This is a genomic window from Neobacillus sp. NPDC093127, from assembly GCF_044754175.1.
Classification (GTDB): Bacteria; Bacillota; Bacilli; order Bacillales; family Cytobacillaceae; genus Neobacillus.
In genome coordinates this window covers 64,421-80,795 of sequence record NZ_JBIVOP010000014.1, presented here as the reverse complement: position 1 = coordinate 80,795, position 16,375 = coordinate 64,421, and the positions used below count along the sequence as shown (strand labels likewise).

The following is a 16,375-nucleotide window of genomic DNA, read 5'->3' as shown; positions in this document are numbered from 1 at the left end:
AAAACATGCCACGAGTTTCGGTTGTAAACGCAAATCACCCAGCAATACTAGAAAAGCTGGTGAATGGATTCTTTGAGGAAATAAGCGGGGAATTGATTGACATTAAATACAGCACGGTTTCGATTCCAGGCTTGAAGGTTCCGAAAACAGAGCACAATGCCATGATTATCTATAAAACAGCTGAAGAAGTCTCAGGGGGACGGTAATCATGGAATTTAAACTATTTAAAGTCTCTGGTTATGAAGAGGCAATAATGAGTCTAAGGATGTCAAAAGGGAAGTATTACAGCTGGGGTAACGCCTTAGACATTCAGCGACTAGTGTATGCCGTAACGGATCAGCAAGGTTTCATTGCTAGCGAAGAAGAGTACAGTGCGAAGATGGAAATCTTAGGCGGTGCGCCTGGTAAGTTAACGGGTGACTATGAAACTGATGTTGCTGAATTTGAGAGACTTCTACAATTAACCTTTAAAGCAGCCATGGAAGACAAGCATCATACCTTAATGAAATACATCGATATCAGTTTCTTTACAGAAGGATTGCATAGAGGCGCGCAGGATGACCTGGATGCACATGCTATTGCCTTCAATAATCGGATTACTCGTTTTTCTACTAGACTAGCGGAAATTGATAATGTGAAACTCTCTGAATGGTACCAGGATAAGGTAATCCCAATCTACGAGGTTATGAAAAGACTTGGAGTCTTAGAAAATCATTTACCTGCAGAAGTTTTTATGGGCCACAACGAGACAAAATTCATTCTTACCCCTTTCGGTTATGTCTTAGAAAAATTCGCGCAGGTGCCAGCGAAAAACGGTTTAGCAAAGGACGTGCAGCGTGGATTGATGCCGCTAGGTATTGCTTCGAATGCCCTATGGAAAATCGATTTCTTCAACCTCCGGTACGTGTACAGCATGCGGTCGAAGCTGACGAAAGCGAATCCGGAGCTGAAGCTGGGAATGGAGCAGCTAGCGGATCAGATTGAATTGTTAGTGCCGGTATTTGGTTCGTATTTCCGTAAGGTTTTTACGGATAGCGGCCACTGGGAGCATGTCAATAAGGTTCGGACTATTACTAGTGAACAGTACCAACAAATAAAACCTGTGCTCGGTCATTCTTGACTCATATTGCGAAGGAGTGAAATCAATGACTTGGGAAGATATGCAAATAAATGGCGCGTACAAAAACAAGAAAAATAAACAACTTTATAGGATAGTAAATTTTGCAACTCACAGCGAAACGCAAGAATGGATGGTTGTTTACATGGCTTTATATCCAAACTATAAAATCTGGGTACGACCATTCGATTTGTTTTGTGAAAAATTTCAATGGCACTCTTTGTTGCCAGATTGTTAGTACACAATTCAAATAAATTACCCCGTTAAGGAGGTGGCTGTCTTCTTTTAGAAAATAGTCTAATTGTTTAAAAGTCCGATAGTTTAATCTAACTCATTAAATATAAAAAATGAAAAGAGGAATAACTAATGACTGAACAAAACACGAACCAAGTCGCTGAAAAAGAGGAAGCAAAAACTCCAGTCGTTCAGCAGGCAGGAAGCAATTACATCACTCAAATCTTAGAAGAAACAAAAAACGGGTTTATCGAAGCCAACCAAGGACTTGATCTTGATTTCGTCCGCATGGGTGACTGGTTATCCGTTAACAAGAAAGGTAACTTCCAGGAGAAAGATGATGAGGCTGTTCAGTACGGCGATACAATCGACGTGGTAGTAGGATTTGGTGAACAGCGCTGGTCTCTATGGGGGTTAGAAGGAAGCCCGGAGGACGGTCAATTAATCGTTGCTCATAAAACAAAGGATGAGGCAGAAGAAGCACTTAGCGGCTGGTTAAACGAAAACCCTCAAGCCGCTGACCGTTATAGCGCTGCTGATATCAGCCTTCGTTATATGGCTTATGTTGTGCCGGTAGACAGCTTGACACCGGATGATTTCCCTAAGATTTACTTAATGTCTTTCAGCCCTACAGACACTATCGTTTGGGGAAGGTTCGCATTCGACGTATACAAAGGGAAGTTTAAAGTTCTTAATATCCCATCTCGTACTGCAGTTAATAAAATCGTTGTACGCTTGACAACAGAAGAAAAGAAAAGCCGTTCAAACGCAAGTCAAAGCTGGATTGGTCTTAACTTTAAGCCTGTCGGATTATTTAAACCAGAAGACTACGGAATTGTCACAGCACAGGCTTAAGTAAAGACCTAGGGGGCGTCTACGTATGGCAAACAAAGAACCAAAACTGAGCGACTACAAATACGTCGACGCCTGGTATAGCGACCAAAACGGGAAAGGTATTCCATGGAAGCGAATCGAGTTAGGTGAGGTAAAAAGTTTCCAGCAGGAAGAAGCTTACAACTATAACTGTTTCGCAACCGTACAGCGATTTGCTAAGTCGGAGAAGACAAAAGGGGAAACGTTCATTTCCCCTCTGTACTTCGATTTAGATCATGCCGAAAACCCCGCTATCAGCCAGGCCGACGCTATAAAATTATTAGAGTTTTTTACAGAAGAACTTGACATAAAAGAAAGTGACATTTGGGTCTACTTTTCAGGGTCAAAGGGCTTTCATATCTTAATCAATTCGCAGGCGATGGGGATCACGCCGCGAAACGACCTGCATAAAATTTTTAAACACATAGCTGGTTATCTAGTACATCGATTAAATCTTGTTTCTTTAGATCTTGTTGTATATACAGCGCCACGAATGCTTAGATTACCGAATTCAATTCACCAAAAAACAAAATTATTTAAGATTGAACTGAGTATCGATGAATTAAAAACATTACCACTTGAAACCATTAAAGAAAAAGCAAACCGGCCAAGGCATAAAGAAGATGCCCCATTTACCGGGCAAGAACGAAGTGATGGTTTAGATGCACGACCAAAAGCATCTTTCTTTTTTAATGACAAAAAACATGAACACTCGCAAGCTGCAGCAACTAAAAGCGCTCGTTATGAAAAGGAAGAATATAACTTTAAAAAAGGAAGACCTCCAGTCTGTGTGCAAGACATTTTAGAGGGGGGCTGGAAGAAAGACGGCGACCGAAACCAGGCTACTGTACAGCTTGCTTGCTATTACAAAGATGCCGGCCATTCGCGTGATGAAGCGCTTAAGATTTTAGAAGAATGGGCTGTTAAACATACTTCAGCAGACAGTGAGTACCAAAAGCAGCAACGTGTCGCTAACACACGAAGCGTAGTAGACTCTGTTTTTTCTGACGAAAATGAATACCGTTTTGGGTGTGCCTTTATCCGTTCCCTTCATGGCGAAAAGCAGCCAGGTAGTAAAGAATATGAGCGCGTCGCCTGCGCTGGTGATTTATGTCCTTGCATCAAGAAAAACAGTGAGGCAGAAGAAGCGGCTGACCTTATGCACCTTGCGGAAACAGGTAATGCGGATCTAACAGGTAAGGTTGTCAAAACACGGGTTATGATTGCCGGTAAAAAACATACGCCGTATATCGTGCCGAAAAAAATCGAATACCATTGCTGGGGGCGTGAAGGATGCAAAAAGTATCATTGTCCTTTATACGACATTCCCAGCCATACATTATTTAAAGACCTTGGGGTTCAGGACCGTGAGCTCATTCAGATGACAGGTATTGGCGACGATAACATAAAAGGGATCCTGCGAGAAATCAGTACGATTCCTAATTGCGCAAAATACAATACAGAAATCGTGGATAATGCCAATGTGGACGAGCTTCTAGTTATCCCAATGGCTGAGGAAAAGTCGGGCTTAGAAGAACACGTTGGGGACGGGAAATATGTTTTACGTCGTGTCTATTCGATTGGCGGTCTCTCCTTATCGGAGAATAAATATTACGAATTAACCGGTTATGTGTACCCGCATCCAAAGAATCAGGAAAGCACGATACTGGTTAAAGATGCGAAGCCCTTGCAGGATGTCGTGGAAAGCTTTGAATTGACGGATGAAATTAGAAATGACCTAGCATCTTTTCAGCCTGCGGATTATACAGCGGCAGCCATAGAGGAAAAGCTTGGTGCTATCTGTACTGACTTGACGTATAACGTTACTCATATTGTCGAGAGGGATGAAACCCTTCTAGGCGTGCTTATGGTGATGCACAGCGTACTACGTTTTAAAGTACCGTGGGATAATGCTTTAATCCGAGGCTGGCTAGAGCTTAAGGTCGTTGGGGATACAGGAACAGGGAAAAGTGCTCTGATCGAAAAAATGATGAAATACGCAGGTCTTGGCGCTCGGGTAAATGCAGAGAGTACCAGCCGTACCGGGCTAACCTACAAAATGGAGCAATCAGGAAGCGGCGGCGCTTGGTATATCGTTTGGGGAGCATGGCCATTAGCGGATAAAGAAATGATTTGGATCGATGAAGCTACCGGCATTACAAAAGACGAATACGGGGAAATGACCTTAGCTAGATCAGACGGGAAGTTAGAAGTTAAGCGTGCGGTTACTGCAGAAACACCTTGCCGGGTCCGAGCGATTCTTTCTGGGAACGTACCTAAGGGAAAACGGTTAGCTGATTACGCTCAAGGTGTAGAAAGCTTAAAGGATATCTTTAATAACGAAGATATACGTCGATTCGATTTCGCTGTTTTTATGAGAGCCAGTGATGTAAGTCCTGATCTATATAATAAACAGCTGGGGACATACCCGAACATGATTACCAGCCAATCACTAAAAAACAATATTCTTTTCGCTTGGTCTAGAACGCCAGAAGAAGTTCTATTTACGGATGGGACCATCGAAAAAATATTAGAAGTATCGACGTACTTAAGTAAGGTGTACGGAAATGCGACCGACGTACCTTTAGTTTCTCCTTCCGATCAGCGTAATAAGATTGCCAGGTTGGTTGTAGGTCTTGCAGCTTTAACTCACAGTGTCGATGAGTCAGGGGAACGAATTCAAGTATGGCCTGGTCATGTGGAGTTTATTAAGGAATACCTTAAGGCACTCTACAATAGCCCTGGGTGCGGCCTAAACTATTATGCGAAGTTAGCCCTTCGAGAAGAGGAAATGACGCAGGAACGGTATGACAAATTAACTAAGGACCTACGTAGCATCGATACTTTAAAAGGCGACCATAAATACTTTGAGTTTATTAAACTATTCGCTCAACAGAAGTATTTGAGACTGGGAGATATAGAAGCCATGCTTTCTATCGAAAAAGATGAAGCGAAGAAAGTCGTAAACTTACTGGTTCGTATGCGGATGGTCATCATGACGAGCGGCGGGTATCGGAAAACGCCACGCTTCAATGCGTTTGTCGCTTATGCTATGCAGCTGGGGTTATTTGATCATATGAATGATGATTACTATTGACAGAAATTACGAATTAATAAAAATCGAAAGGTTGATGAAAATGAAAAAGAAACTCGTAATAACTCTTGTAATTGCTATGTCAATTATTACTCTTGTCGGTTGTACTGAAGCCGACACTGTTTCAGAAAACTTATCAAAGTCAGCTGACAATTTTCAAGTACAAAGAAAGATAGTTTTCCTTAATGGTATTACCGACAAATATCTGCTTACGATTGAGGGACTATGCTCACTTAATACTGATAGTGCAAAGAAGCTAACTGTCACTTGTAAGGTTGGAGACGGTCAATATAAAAAACATTACCTTGGATTGAGTGACAACGTGAGCTATTTCGTGGAGCAAACTGACGCTAAATATGAGGACGCTTTTCACTACAAAGTTATATTCCGTCCAGAGTCGATTGTTCCAGACATTGACATTCAAACAAGTAAATAAAGCGTTGTGACGTAGTCCGACTATTTTGTTAAAAAGAACTGTAGGGATGGTAGGAGAATGTATATATTAAAAAATGATCTTCTAGATTTCTGTCTCAATAAAGCCAATCAATTTTATGAAATGCGAGATTATGTACGATGGCATCATTGGTACAAACGATCAGTACCATACAGGCAATCGCAAAATAACTACGAGGAGGTGACCGTGTTTGCCGAAAATATATATTCGTGAAGGAATCGAGTATACAGCTTCCAATCATCGTATGAAGTACAACCCAGAGTTTCATGAGAACCACGGGAAGCCTTTTACGGTGAAAGAATTAGCTTTCTTGTGTTCCAGCTGGGAAGGAATGAAAAAAGCGGATATTGCCATGGCACTTGGTAGGACACACGGAACTGTTTTAAGTAAAGCTTATGAGTTAAAACGGAAAGGCCAGTTTGAGTATTTTAAGAAGCGTGGCCATGTGTAGGTACTGATATTTTGAAGGAGTGACAAGAATGGGTTATTTCTTTTCTTGCAAAAAGTGTAAGAAATTATCTCGAAAAAAGGGGAAATACACTGTTTTGTGCCCCTCTTGTAGAAAACCAATTTTGGATAAAATGGCAGCGTCCGCTAACGGGTCACGAAAAACACTCGGTCAAAGAAAGGAATGAAATAAATGAAAAACACTCTGGGGGATTTGAACAATCATCTGTTCGCCCAGCTTGAGCGCCTAAGCGACGAGGACGTTATAGGTGAGGCGCTAACTGAAGAAATCAAGAGAGCTGAAGCAGTATCAAAAATTGCCTCTCAAGTTATTGCAAACGGCAATTTGGTTTTAAAGGCTCAGGTAGCTTATAACGGTGATGGGCGTACAGTAGTAGAAAAAGATAAACCAAAAATGCTGGAGGGGTAACCATGCCTCACAAGTACTCTAATGAACAACGGGACTTTATTCGAGAGGTTGCTCCAGGCAGATACAATGCTGAAATCGCAGAATTGTTTAATAAAAAGTTTGGGGCACAAGTTACAGAAGGGCAGATAAAAAGCTTTAAAGCTAATTATAAGATTCAAAGCAACGTCCCCAAAAAAAGAAGAACGGAACCTGAACGTCTTTTCTCAAAAGAGCAAGTTGCTTTTATTCAGGAAAATGTGATTGGTCTATCTAATCAAGAATTAGCAGACTTGGTAAATAGAACGTTTAATCTATCAGTCGCAACGAAACAGATCAAGGCTTGGAAGAACAGACACAGACTTTCAAGCGGGCTAAAAGGAACCGAGGGTAAAGCCCCTCCAAACAAAGGTACAAAAGGTCTGTACAATGTCGGCGGTAATGAAACGTCATTCAAAAAAGGACAGCGCCCCAACAATTATAAACCTGTTGGTAGCGAAAGAATTGATCAGGAAGGATACCTCTTAATCAAAGTATCCGATGATGGTCCTTGGCACAAGCGCTGGAGACATAAACACAAAGTGCTGTGGGAAGAAGTTAATGGGCCAATCCCGCGTGGACACGTCTTACTATTCGCGGACCAGAACAAACAAAACTTAGCGTTAGATAATTTAATCCTCATAACCAATAAACAACTGGCAGTGCTAAACAGGCGCGCCCTGATACACAAGGATGCGGATTTGACCAAAACTGGGATTGTTATCGCTGATATATACAGCAAAATTAGCGCTAGGAGAAAGAAAGCTTAATAGATTCTATGGACAAGCAGGTAAAAATAGAACCAAGTAGGTAAAATTTTTTACCTAAAGTGATAACAAAAGTTATCGAACAAGGAGGATGCAATTCATGAAATTAGGTTCATTGTTTGGAACACCGAAGACCTTAGCGAGCACAACGAAAAGCAATCCAAAAAGCCCACCTAAAAGTAATCTAGGCGGGGTAATGGAAACCAAGCTGCGCCCAGGAGAATTTAAAATCAATTGGCCAAAAATTGAACCGCAGCAGGTGAAAGATTACAGACCTATCCTTTCCGTAAATGAATTAGAGGAATATCTCAAGAAATGCCAGGAAACAGGATTCGCCAGCTTTGACTGGGAGACAGCGGCTGATGAAGATACGAGAAAACAGTATCTAATCGATGTGGAACCATTACTTTCACGAACAGCGGTCCTAGAAACAGAAATGGATGAACTTCTCAAAAAAGAAGATGCCCAGCCTACTAAAAAGGAAAAGGATGCCATATCAAAGGAAATTAAAAAACTGCAGGCTGTGATTAAAGAGGTAAATGGAGAAATTGACGATATCCGGAAAGCGTATCTTAGGACTCCATTGGATCCATGGAAAGGCGAAATCTGTACAGCATCTATATCAGCTGAACCACATGAAGCAATAGTCGTTCCAATCAGCCATAAAAAGGGACAAGTCTTTGAGCCACACTTAACCCGTGATAAAGCCCGTGAGGTCTTCATGGATACGTTTGAACGAATGATTTTGATGAATAAAGAAGTTATCAAGATTGCCGTTAACTTCACGTTCGAAAGTAAATACCTGGCTCGTTATGGGAGGTACGTGGTCGGTCCTGTAGCGGATCCCTTAATGATGTGGGTACGTTGCTTGCAGGTGGTAGCACCGCAAAAAATACAGGACCCGAAAAAGCCTTCAAGAGGTTGGGGGTTAAAACCGGCGACAAAGAACACGTTTGGTGTAAACATGAACGATTTTACAGCTCTTTTATATAAACATCAGGCTGATTTCTTCGATGAAATCGATGCAAGTCAGGGAGATGGCCTTCTATATTCAGCAGAGGACAGCGATTACGGTCTGCAGCATTATCTTTACTGGCGCGAGATTGCAAAGCAGATCCCACGGTATGATAAATGGCTGCATAAAATCGAAATGCCGTTCCAACGGGTCATCGGATTAATGGAATACTGGGGCATGGCATGGGATAAAGATTTAGCCTCCCAAAAAGCGCAGGAAGCGGAAATCATGCAGCAACAAGCGGCCGACAAAATCAAAGAAATTATTAAAGAATCTACCGGCTTAGAAGTGAACACAGGCGCGGCAGGCAAAACGAATGAAGTAAAACATGTCATCTTTGATGTGATGAAACTTCCGGCCGCGAAATGGTCCGAAAAGACTGGTGACGCAAGTCTAGATAAGGAAGGCCTCATCGATATGATCTTCATGCTCGAAAACAATCTAATGAGTATTGATGAAGAAAAATATCTAGGTGTGAAACTACCAAAAGGATGGGAGGAAATCGATCCAGAGCAGGACCCTACTTTAAGTAAGGATGAACGGCAGTCAATCCGCATAGCCAAACGGGAGCCACATCCATATAAAGGCGCAGGACTTCAGCTGTTAGAGCAGCTGAAGAAAATCCAGAAATATTCGACGCTTTTAAGTAGCCACATCAAAGGCCGAGAGAAGTATTTTAATGATCGTAGCGGACGTATTCATGCCGGCTACAGTACGTTTACGGAAACAAGTAGAACAAACAGCTTTAACCCTAAACTACATTGGGGCTTATGCGGGTGACTGCATAAGAAAACCTGGTGAATTCATGGAAGGCTAAGGCGGAAGCTACGCTAATCATGAGCGAAGCCCTACAGGGATGTAGGGAACGTGCAACGACTAACGGAAGTAATCCAGAACGGAAGAAACCGACACGAGCGCCAGGCACTTGTAAATAACTATTCGGGGGAATAGAAACATGAAATGGACAGAACAGGAGATTAAGTTTCTACAAGATTATTACGAATTAAAAGGATGCAAGTTTTGTAGTGAGGCATTAGAAAAAACAGAATCAGCTATTCGGCACAAAGCTTCGAAGCTGGTAATTTTACGAAGAGGATCAGCCAGAGGAGTACGAGTTATTGATCATAAAGAAGGGTACCTGGCGGTTTCTTCGTATGGTGAACGGATAGAGTTACACCGATTAGTTATGGAATACACATTAGGTCGGAAATTACGGCCTCATGAAATCGTTCATCACATTGATGGAGATAAATGGAACAACCACCCCGATAACCTTGAACTAGTTAATAGGTCTGAACATATGAAAATTCACGATGCTTCAAGACCAAGAAATGAAAAAGGGCAGTTTACAAGTTGATGATATAGTCTGATACTCCGTTTGGGAAACCCGGAGAGGTAGGGATAAAGAGCCCTACCATAACAAATGAATGGCCAGAATGTTCCGCGACCTGATAACGATGAATTTAAAATTAGAAACTTCTTTATACCGAAACCAGGTAAAGTCCTTTTCTTTATTGACTTTTCAGGATTCGAACTTCGATTAATGACATGGAAATCAGGCGACGAAGTCATGACAGAGTTGTTTAATACAGGCGGTGACATGCACCGACGTACCGCCTCTGTAATGACAGGAAAACCTGAAAGTGAAATTACGAAAAAAGAACGAACAGATGCCAAGGCGGGCAACTTCGGTATCTCATATGGCGGCACGGAGCACGCGTTGCAAACAACATTTAAAACCCAATACTTAATTCGAAAAAGCTTAGATGCTTGTTTACAAATCGTTAACGCTGTTAAGAACGCCTATAAGCGAATTCCTGAATACCAGCGGAACATCGTACTGGATGCCAGGGAAAAAGGCTACGTTCAAACGATATACGGCTACATTCGGATGCTCCCCGGAATTAACAGCCCTGGCCGTAAAGAACGTGGCGGTTCGGAAAGGCAGGCAGCAAACACACCAATTCAGGGTAGCGCTGCAGATATCATGAAGCGTGCTCAGAACGATGTATACGACAAAATTGGAGAAGACACTTTTAATGCCCGCGAGTGGGAAAAAGAAGTACAGAAATTAGGACAGGCTGCCGCTAGTGAAATAGTTAATGAATCGATTTTCCAACACGGCCACGTCGACATGATCGCCCAAATCCATGACGAAATCATTTTCGAAATCGATGACAATCCACAGCTGGTAAAGAAAGTCGGTGACTGGGTGAAAGACTGTATGGAAAGAGAACCTCTAAAGAATTTCCCTGTGCCGATTATTGCGGATGCCTCAGTAGGCTACCGCTGGGGTGATAAGAACGATTTCGGTAAATGGATAGATGAAAGGATGAACAGCTAATGGCAAAGACACCAAGTACGGATCAAGTATTCCGTACCATGCAAAAGGTTATTGATGACATAGCGGCGGAACGATGGCGACAAATTGCGAAGTACGGCCATCAATCGAAAAATGAAAATGCCGATTGGCTCGCCGTTCTTGTAGAAGAGGTTGGGGAAGTGTGCCAGGCTCTGCAGAAAGGGACCCCTGCGGAAAAGACAACCGATGCAAGCAACTTGTATATGGAACTTATTCAAGTATCTGCAGTAGCCGCAAAATGGGCCGAAACTGTACGAGGCTATAAATAGGAGGCTTTGGTGATGAAAGAAAATGCCGTAAAATTGACCACCACTCATAAAGCGCATGACCGTTTAGGTAATGTTAAAAAGCCTCCTGGTCGTATCGTCGGGGTTATCGAAAGACTGCCAGAGAATCACCCGGCAGGAACATTTAACCCGTTAATTCTTTATTTCACTGTAAGCCCGTTTAGGAAAGATTACAACCAGGTAGTCGACCAGCTGAAAACGATTAAAAATACGCGTCTCCCAAAATATGAAGCTAGCTTATTTCACAGCTGTTTTAAAAAATGGTAGGAGGTTAGTGATGTCTACAAATAATTATGAAAATCTATTTAACCGGATGAAGAAAAGCGAAAAGGTTGCGGAAAATTGGACACAGTTCATTAATCAGGCTGTTACGCTGTTCATCCAAAAAGATACGGATTACGAAAGCCGCTTTATGCGCGGAATGATGGAGCTTGACGCTCGCACGCTTTGGGCATGGGAAGTGGATAAAAAGCTAGACCGCCTCCGCAGCTGGATCAAGCGTGGAGAGCTCCAAGTAAAGGACGAAGGGATTCGTAATTCGGTTGATGATCTGTTTATCTATACCGTTCAATACGTCATTTTCGTTAACACTTTTATTAACTATGGGTTCGAACCATTTACCTTAAATGAATGGAAACACCAAAGAATTGAGCTTTTTACCAACCAAGCTGTACGCCTTCACATTGGTGAATGGATTGAATTTCTAGAAATGAAGGGCCGTATCTCCCAAAATGATGCGCTGTTAAAACTTATCATTCGAATGGTTATGGGTGGAAAAGTAACAGCTGAGGACTGGAGAAAGGCAATTTTAGCTTAGTATTTTATTTAAAATCGGAGGGCTGCGTTATGAAAAAAGAACACAGCTGGGCCAGAGGGTACCACCGACGTAAGAATGATAAGCAACTAGAAAATACCAAGCGCCAGCTTACTAAAATCAAAAAGAAACAACCACCGGAAGTTCGGAAAGGAAGCCTAAAAGGAATGAAGCAAAACGATCAACAGCTGCAAAACCTAACAGAGGATGTTCAAGAGGCTCATATGGAAGCGAAGGTTTATAAGAATATGTATGAGGCGGAAAAGCAGATGAAAGAAGCCTATAAGATGGAACGTAATTTCCTTATAAAGGACATGCGGTATTTGCAGAAACAACAAAGAATCTATTTTTGGTTTTCGATTAGCGTCGTTTTATTACTCTCGTCACTTTTAGCCTTTTGGAATCACTAAAGCGGAGGTCGGTTATGTGATAAAAGTTGAGAGGCGTCAGCGCAGGAGATATGAAGAACTCATGTTTTATGGGAGCTGTTTGGTCATGCACGAATTCGCAGAGGAATTTCGAACGCTGCTTACCGTTTATGGGATTACGTGGACCGAGGTACCGGAAGGCGAGTACCATATCAAATTTGTTAGGGGACCGCTGAATCGGTAATGTATGCCAACATCTTAGAATGACTCAAATTTTCTATCAAATACTAGGAGTTGATTCTGGATGAATAGTTCAAAAAAGTGCGTTGAATGTGGCGGTCATGTCCCGTCTTATCAAAACTTCCTGTGCGAAGATTGCTGGAAAAAGGCGCTAAACGAAAAGCTTAATGAGGATGATGTATCAAATAAATAAAGCACAGTCTAAGGGGTTGGGCTCATGGACGATTTAGCGTACCAAGCGTTAACAGAAAAGCTGGGGGCAATAACTCTCCAAAATAAGCAACTTAAAAGGGCAAATCTGAACATGAAAAGAGAAGTGAAACAGCTCCGCAGACTTGTTAAAAAGTTGAAAGATGAAGCTGCTAAGACTCAGAAACCTCATTATAAAAATGGCAAGCGTGGATCTAAGTTTAATGGGTAGGTGAAAAAAGTGGAAGTAATTTATGCACACCCTTGGTGGACAACTATTTGGATAGTAATCATCTTCGGTTTTTTAAGTGAAATGGGACGGAAAAAGTAAGTCACAATCGACGGAAATTTAGGCGTAAAGGAGACAAGAAAATGAAGGTTGCTGTTATCTGTGAATTTAGCGGTACTGTTCGTGAAGCTTTTACCAGGTTAGGTCATGAAGCTGTATCTTTTGATTTACTTGAATCGGAATTACCTGGAGCACATTACCAGGGTGATGTTAAAGAACTACCTTTAAGTTTTTGGAGTCAATTTGATTTGGCTGTCTGTCATCCTCCATGTACTCATTTAGCTATTAGTGGTGCTAGATGGTTCAAAGACAAACAAAAAGAGCAACAAGAAGCATTAGATTTTGTTAGGTGGCTTATGGCTTTACCTATTGAAAAAATAGCTATAGAGAACCCTGTTTCGATTATTTCAAGTCGGATTAGGAAAGCAGATCAATATATTCAGCCTTGGCAATTTGGACATGGAGAAACGAAAAAAACAGGTTTGTGGCTTAAGAATTTGCCTTTGTTAAATCCAACAAATATTGTTGAAGGTCGTTTAGATCGTATTCATAAAATGCCACCAGGTGAAAACAGGTGGAAAGAAAGAAGTCGAACTTATCTAGGTATTGCGGCAGCTATGGCTGAGCAGTGGAGTTAGTTCATACTTCGAACAAAAGGTGAAGTAGGTGAAATGATGTTAGGGCTGAAACAATGCTTTTGTAAACATGATTATAACTGTATTGCTGAGCATGAAACTACACAATCAAACCTATGGAAATGTAAGAAATGCGGTATTTATTACATTCAACATTATGGAATTAACGTTGGGTATAAATGCAAAATACCGAACGTAGGTGGTTGGAGAAAAGTAATAATGTAATTCATCGACGTAAAAAAGGGAGGAAGTAAAACAATGAATCTACCAAAATCATTAACTATCGGCGGAGTTCCATACGAAATTAAAGTAATGGAAGGCATGGTAAAAGAACTACCAAACGGTGATTACGTAACAGGAGAAATACGCTATTGGGAACAGGAAATTCTGCTCTCTGATCAGATGAAAAAGGAATACGCCAGCAAAGTTCTGCTTCATGAATCGATTCATGGAATTTTACACGAATACGGCATGGACAAATACAACAAAGAGGACCTCGTTGACCGTCTCACTCATGCGCTATTCGATTTCATTACCGTGAACGACTTACGTTTTATTACCGAGTTACGGAATCCTTCCCGAATCGTCGTCGCTATGGAAACTAAGCCGGTAACTGAAGCAGTCGTGAATGTGCTTGAATCTTCTTGGTTGGAACAGGCGCAGAAAAAAGAAGAACGCAGACCTAGACAGCTGCCGTTAGGAAATGACCGTAACACGTTTAGCCTTGCTGAAACTGCCAAAATCAAGACTGATGAGCAAGATACGAGTTTCTGGGAAACAGGCATTAAGCTGAAAGAAGGAATTAAGTGTTACCGTACCCGCTACGATTGCCCTCACTGCGGAAATAAAGGAAAACGATACCTGCCTTTTGAGGAAGAGATCATTGCTTGTCACAGCTGTGAATCCGAGCTAAAGAAACGTCCGGCAGCTGATTCAGGATTCCCTGACCGCGACTCCTTTGGCAACTATTTTATAGCCGGTAAATAATCATGATCTGCCCTAAATGTAAAGAATCGCATCTTAGAACAGTTAACAGCCGAAACGTAAAAGACACCAAGAGGCGCCGCAGGGAGTGTGTATCCTGCGGCCACCGCTTCACGACTATCGAGGTAGAAGAACCGGTTGCTGGATATTATGAAACCCTCCTACAGCGAGTGCGAGAGCTGGAGCACGTGTTCAGTTCAGGGAAACAAGGATGGGCAGGAGCCTGGCAAGAAACAGAAGACAAATTGTTAATCAAAATGTACTACGAAAATATCCCTTACAAAGTCATCGCTACCAATCTAAACCGCACCTATAAAGGGATAGAAATGCGCATTATCAAGCTACGAAAGGCGGGAAAGCTGTAGGTGGACAAGCTCAAGAAAGCATACTTTAAAGCTGTCTCTTCCTTCTGGGACTGGCGCAGCCGCACTACGAAAGACTACCACCTGGTAAAAGGGTTTAACGCCATGTATCTAGCTTATCTCGCCAAATATAAAGCGATTCAATACCGACCTAAGAAAAGGAAGTGATCTCATGGAAAAATGGTATATGTACAGGCACCCTAAAACGGGTGATGAGGTGAAAATTGTCGTGACTCCAGATAACGTAAAAAGGGCTCAACTAAAAAAACTGAAATTGTCTCTACGTGGTTATAAATGCCTGGCTGTTATAGATCCTATCACGGTAACTAAGTGCAAGGAAGGCAGCGCGTAATGAATAAAACGGAAGCGCTCATTACGCAAATCATCAAAGCAGAAGGCGGGAAAGTCTCCTCCATGTTCTTTATAAATAAATTAACGGAAATGGAAGGGAAAGGCTTGCTGCGTGTGGCGTTTCACGGAAAAAGCCATTATAAATATGACTTTGCCCTGAATACGTCGGCAACAAAAAACGACGTAAAAAAGACTGTAAACGACGTATGAAAGGCAGTGAAGCGCTTCTTAGAGCGATCGCCGCAGCTGGTGGTACAATTAGCGGCACCCAGCTAGACGAATGGATGGCACAGTTGTTAAAGGCGGGTTTTATCAAGAAAGGCGAAACACCCTTCACCTACGAGTTAACCGACGTATCGAAAAACTTTCTAAAGAAGAAAGGGGTCGACGTATGAACTACTTGACCGAAGAAGATTACCGAAAAGCAGAATCCAATGGAATCAGCCGAAAACTCGCCTACCAACGATTTTACACAAACGGCTGGAAAGTGGAGGACGCTGTTACAAAGCCTGTAACGTCTTACAAAAAATTGTTTTCGAAATATAAGGATCCGTGCAAGAAAGCAGGGATTTCTATGGCTACGTTTTACCGACGTATTAAAAAAGGGATGCGTCCAGATGAGGCTGTTGCATTTCCAAGTGCCTTGCCAGGTAAATACGAAAGAAAAGCCAAGATTACAGAAAACGATTATCTCATCGCGGAAGGGAACGGCATTAAGCGCGGAACGGTTCAGGGAAGAGTGTATCAGTATCATTGGCCGGTGGATCTCGCGGTTACCGTGCCAGTAGGGGGACGCTTAGTAGGAGGTAACACATGATTAAATGGGAGGCGAAAAACTAGATTCGAAGTACGGTAGAAAATGAGAAACGGAGAAAAACAGAGTAAACGGGAGAAAATCGAAGTTTGTTTTTCTTAATTTACTAGGGAACTAACGAAATGAAAATCAGCTAAAACGAGTGAAAATGACGAAATACGGAAGTTTACAGCGGTTATCCGCTTGTGGTAAAGCGAGAAAAAATATATAAAGGCATTTTTTAAAGGTAGGGGT

Annotated in this window: 26 protein-coding genes; all 26 read left to right on the top strand. The window is 42.0% G+C overall.

All coding sequences use genetic code 11. From position 1 onward, the window contains the following. Positions 1 to 5 precede the first annotated feature (5 nt). Positions 6 to 206: a sporulation protein Cse60 gene (locus ACIQCO_RS18680; RefSeq protein WP_400431123.1), complete on the top strand. Its 201-nt coding sequence runs from the start codon at positions 6 to 8 to the stop codon at positions 204 to 206. A 2-nt stretch (positions 207 to 208) separates the two neighbouring features. Further along, a complete protein-coding gene (locus ACIQCO_RS18675; protein ID WP_400431120.1) occupies positions 209 to 1,120 on the top strand; it encodes an FAD-dependent thymidylate synthase in 912 nt (303 codons plus the stop codon). A 25-nt stretch (positions 1,121 to 1,145) separates the two neighbouring features. Then, positions 1,146 to 1,355 (top strand): DUF1653 domain-containing protein, encoded by a 210-nt coding sequence (locus ACIQCO_RS18670; protein ID WP_400431117.1) that lies wholly within the window; start codon positions 1,146 to 1,148, stop codon positions 1,353 to 1,355. Positions 1,356 to 1,483: 128 nt separating this feature from the next. Further along, positions 1,484 to 2,206 carry a hypothetical protein gene (locus ACIQCO_RS18665; RefSeq protein ID WP_400431114.1) on the top strand — a complete coding sequence of 241 codons (723 nt, stop codon included), beginning with the start codon at positions 1,484 to 1,486 and terminating at the stop codon, positions 2,204 to 2,206. Between the two features lie 25 nt (positions 2,207 to 2,231). Then, positions 2,232 to 5,321: a DNA primase small subunit domain-containing protein gene (locus tag ACIQCO_RS18660; RefSeq protein ID WP_400431111.1), complete on the top strand. Its 3,090-nt coding sequence runs from the start codon at positions 2,232 to 2,234 to the stop codon at positions 5,319 to 5,321. 40 nt (positions 5,322 to 5,361) lie between these two features. Further along, positions 5,362 to 5,754: a beta-sandwich lipoprotein gene (locus ACIQCO_RS18655; protein ID WP_483874171.1), complete on the top strand. Its 393-nt coding sequence runs from the start codon at positions 5,362 to 5,364 to the stop codon at positions 5,752 to 5,754. Positions 5,755 to 5,962: 208 nt separating this feature from the next. Then, a complete protein-coding gene (locus ACIQCO_RS18650) occupies positions 5,963 to 6,223 on the top strand; it encodes a DNA-entry nuclease (RefSeq protein WP_400431105.1) in 261 nt (86 codons plus the stop codon). A 189-nt stretch (positions 6,224 to 6,412) separates the two neighbouring features. Next, complete coding sequence (locus ACIQCO_RS18645) at positions 6,413 to 6,649, top strand: hypothetical protein (protein ID WP_400431102.1); 237 nt, start codon at positions 6,413 to 6,415, stop codon at positions 6,647 to 6,649. 2 nt (positions 6,650 to 6,651) lie between these two features. Beyond that, on the top strand, positions 6,652 to 7,434 hold the full coding sequence (locus tag ACIQCO_RS18640; RefSeq protein WP_400431099.1) for an HNH endonuclease signature motif containing protein: 783 nt from the start codon (positions 6,652 to 6,654) through the stop codon (positions 7,432 to 7,434). Between the two features lie 97 nt (positions 7,435 to 7,531). Beyond that, positions 7,532 to 9,226, top strand: coding sequence for a hypothetical protein (locus ACIQCO_RS18635; RefSeq protein ID WP_400431096.1), 1,695 nt, complete (start codon positions 7,532 to 7,534; stop codon positions 9,224 to 9,226). A gap of 175 nt (positions 9,227 to 9,401) precedes the next feature. After that, a complete protein-coding gene (locus tag ACIQCO_RS18630) occupies positions 9,402 to 9,803 on the top strand; it encodes an HNH endonuclease signature motif containing protein (protein ID WP_400431093.1) in 402 nt (133 codons plus the stop codon). Positions 9,804 to 9,869: 66 nt separating this feature from the next. Next, the gene (locus ACIQCO_RS18625; RefSeq protein ID WP_400431090.1) at positions 9,870 to 10,790 is read left to right on the top strand and encodes a DNA polymerase; all 921 of its coding nucleotides are present in this window, start codon (positions 9,870 to 9,872) and stop codon (positions 10,788 to 10,790) included. Next, positions 10,790 to 11,077: a nucleoside triphosphate pyrophosphohydrolase family protein gene (locus tag ACIQCO_RS18620; RefSeq protein ID WP_400431087.1), complete on the top strand. Its 288-nt coding sequence runs from the start codon at positions 10,790 to 10,792 to the stop codon at positions 11,075 to 11,077. Before ACIQCO_RS18625 ends, ACIQCO_RS18620 begins: the two co-directional genes overlap by 1 nt. Before the next feature lie 12 nt (positions 11,078 to 11,089). Further along, complete coding sequence (locus ACIQCO_RS18615; RefSeq protein ID WP_400431084.1) at positions 11,090 to 11,362, top strand: hypothetical protein; 273 nt, start codon at positions 11,090 to 11,092, stop codon at positions 11,360 to 11,362. 10 nt (positions 11,363 to 11,372) lie between these two features. Then, positions 11,373 to 11,912, top strand: coding sequence for a hypothetical protein (locus ACIQCO_RS18610; RefSeq protein ID WP_400431081.1), 540 nt, complete (start codon positions 11,373 to 11,375; stop codon positions 11,910 to 11,912). A 29-nt stretch (positions 11,913 to 11,941) separates the two neighbouring features. Continuing rightward, positions 11,942 to 12,319, top strand: coding sequence for a hypothetical protein (locus ACIQCO_RS18605; protein ID WP_400431078.1), 378 nt, complete (start codon positions 11,942 to 11,944; stop codon positions 12,317 to 12,319). Positions 12,320 to 12,335: 16 nt separating this feature from the next. After that, entirely contained in the window at positions 12,336 to 12,521 is a 186-nt protein-coding gene (locus ACIQCO_RS18600) for a hypothetical protein (RefSeq protein ID WP_400431075.1), read from the top strand. Between the two features lie 60 nt (positions 12,522 to 12,581). After that, positions 12,582 to 12,710: a hypothetical protein gene (locus ACIQCO_RS18595; protein WP_400431073.1), complete on the top strand. Its 129-nt coding sequence runs from the start codon at positions 12,582 to 12,584 to the stop codon at positions 12,708 to 12,710. Positions 12,711 to 12,734: 24 nt separating this feature from the next. Beyond that, complete coding sequence (locus tag ACIQCO_RS18590) at positions 12,735 to 12,938, top strand: hypothetical protein (protein ID WP_400431070.1); 204 nt, start codon at positions 12,735 to 12,737, stop codon at positions 12,936 to 12,938. A 140-nt stretch (positions 12,939 to 13,078) separates the two neighbouring features. After that, positions 13,079 to 13,633 (top strand): hypothetical protein, encoded by a 555-nt coding sequence (locus tag ACIQCO_RS18585; protein ID WP_400431067.1) that lies wholly within the window; start codon positions 13,079 to 13,081, stop codon positions 13,631 to 13,633. 255 nt (positions 13,634 to 13,888) lie between these two features. Further along, positions 13,889 to 14,617, top strand: coding sequence for a hypothetical protein (locus tag ACIQCO_RS18580; RefSeq protein WP_400431064.1), 729 nt, complete (start codon positions 13,889 to 13,891; stop codon positions 14,615 to 14,617). Positions 14,618 to 14,619: 2 nt separating this feature from the next. Continuing rightward, on the top strand, positions 14,620 to 14,979 hold the full coding sequence (locus tag ACIQCO_RS18575) for an NrdR family transcriptional regulator (protein ID WP_400431061.1): 360 nt from the start codon (positions 14,620 to 14,622) through the stop codon (positions 14,977 to 14,979). Between the two features lie 169 nt (positions 14,980 to 15,148). Continuing rightward, positions 15,149 to 15,328, top strand: a complete 180-nt coding sequence (locus tag ACIQCO_RS18570) for a hypothetical protein (RefSeq protein WP_400431058.1) — start codon at positions 15,149 to 15,151, stop codon at positions 15,326 to 15,328. Next, on the top strand, positions 15,328 to 15,537 hold the full coding sequence (locus ACIQCO_RS18565) for a hypothetical protein (RefSeq protein ID WP_400431055.1): 210 nt from the start codon (positions 15,328 to 15,330) through the stop codon (positions 15,535 to 15,537). The genes ACIQCO_RS18570 and ACIQCO_RS18565 overlap by 1 nt, the downstream gene beginning before the upstream one ends. Then, a complete protein-coding gene (locus ACIQCO_RS18560; protein WP_400431052.1) occupies positions 15,534 to 15,722 on the top strand; it encodes a hypothetical protein in 189 nt (62 codons plus the stop codon). Before ACIQCO_RS18565 ends, ACIQCO_RS18560 begins: the two co-directional genes overlap by 4 nt. After that, positions 15,719 to 16,144, top strand: a complete 426-nt coding sequence (locus ACIQCO_RS18555; RefSeq protein WP_400431050.1) for a hypothetical protein — start codon at positions 15,719 to 15,721, stop codon at positions 16,142 to 16,144. The genes ACIQCO_RS18560 and ACIQCO_RS18555 overlap by 4 nt, the downstream gene beginning before the upstream one ends. The last annotated feature ends 231 nt before the right edge of the window (positions 16,145 to 16,375 follow it).

Bases quoted from the DNA above. Each gene is read 5' to 3' on its own strand.
- ACIQCO_RS18680 (WP_400431123.1), top strand. From the start codon at position 6: ATGCCACGAGTTTCGGTTGTAAACGCAAATCACCCAGCAATACTAGAA.
- ACIQCO_RS18675 (WP_400431120.1), top strand. From the start codon at position 209: ATGGAATTTAAACTATTTAAAGTCTCTGGTTATGAAGAGGCAATAATG.
- ACIQCO_RS18670 (WP_400431117.1), top strand. From the start codon at position 1,146: ATGACTTGGGAAGATATGCAAATAAATGGCGCGTACAAAAACAAGAAA.
- ACIQCO_RS18665 (WP_400431114.1), top strand. From the start codon at position 1,484: ATGACTGAACAAAACACGAACCAAGTCGCTGAAAAAGAGGAAGCAAAA.
- ACIQCO_RS18660 (WP_400431111.1), top strand. From the start codon at position 2,232: ATGGCAAACAAAGAACCAAAACTGAGCGACTACAAATACGTCGACGCC.
- ACIQCO_RS18655 (WP_483874171.1), top strand. From the start codon at position 5,362: ATGAAAAAGAAACTCGTAATAACTCTTGTAATTGCTATGTCAATTATT.
- ACIQCO_RS18645 (WP_400431102.1), top strand. From the start codon at position 6,413: ATGAAAAACACTCTGGGGGATTTGAACAATCATCTGTTCGCCCAGCTT.
- ACIQCO_RS18640 (WP_400431099.1), top strand. From the start codon at position 6,652: ATGCCTCACAAGTACTCTAATGAACAACGGGACTTTATTCGAGAGGTT.
- ACIQCO_RS18635 (WP_400431096.1), top strand. From the start codon at position 7,532: ATGAAATTAGGTTCATTGTTTGGAACACCGAAGACCTTAGCGAGCACA.
- ACIQCO_RS18630 (WP_400431093.1), top strand. From the start codon at position 9,402: ATGAAATGGACAGAACAGGAGATTAAGTTTCTACAAGATTATTACGAA.
- ACIQCO_RS18625 (WP_400431090.1), top strand. From the start codon at position 9,870: ATGAATGGCCAGAATGTTCCGCGACCTGATAACGATGAATTTAAAATT.
- ACIQCO_RS18620 (WP_400431087.1), top strand. From the start codon at position 10,790: ATGGCAAAGACACCAAGTACGGATCAAGTATTCCGTACCATGCAAAAG.
- ACIQCO_RS18615 (WP_400431084.1), top strand. From the start codon at position 11,090: ATGAAAGAAAATGCCGTAAAATTGACCACCACTCATAAAGCGCATGAC.
- ACIQCO_RS18610 (WP_400431081.1), top strand. From the start codon at position 11,373: ATGTCTACAAATAATTATGAAAATCTATTTAACCGGATGAAGAAAAGC.
- ACIQCO_RS18605 (WP_400431078.1), top strand. From the start codon at position 11,942: ATGAAAAAAGAACACAGCTGGGCCAGAGGGTACCACCGACGTAAGAAT.
- ACIQCO_RS18595 (WP_400431073.1), top strand. From the start codon at position 12,582: ATGAATAGTTCAAAAAAGTGCGTTGAATGTGGCGGTCATGTCCCGTCT.
- ACIQCO_RS18590 (WP_400431070.1), top strand. From the start codon at position 12,735: ATGGACGATTTAGCGTACCAAGCGTTAACAGAAAAGCTGGGGGCAATA.
- ACIQCO_RS18585 (WP_400431067.1), top strand. From the start codon at position 13,079: ATGAAGGTTGCTGTTATCTGTGAATTTAGCGGTACTGTTCGTGAAGCT.
- ACIQCO_RS18580 (WP_400431064.1), top strand. From the start codon at position 13,889: ATGAATCTACCAAAATCATTAACTATCGGCGGAGTTCCATACGAAATT.
- ACIQCO_RS18575 (WP_400431061.1), top strand. From the start codon at position 14,620: ATGATCTGCCCTAAATGTAAAGAATCGCATCTTAGAACAGTTAACAGC.
- ACIQCO_RS18570 (WP_400431058.1), top strand. From the start codon at position 15,149: ATGGAAAAATGGTATATGTACAGGCACCCTAAAACGGGTGATGAGGTG.
- ACIQCO_RS18565 (WP_400431055.1), top strand. From the start codon at position 15,328: ATGAATAAAACGGAAGCGCTCATTACGCAAATCATCAAAGCAGAAGGC.
- ACIQCO_RS18560 (WP_400431052.1), top strand. From the start codon at position 15,534: ATGAAAGGCAGTGAAGCGCTTCTTAGAGCGATCGCCGCAGCTGGTGGT.
- ACIQCO_RS18555 (WP_400431050.1), top strand. From the start codon at position 15,719: ATGAACTACTTGACCGAAGAAGATTACCGAAAAGCAGAATCCAATGGA.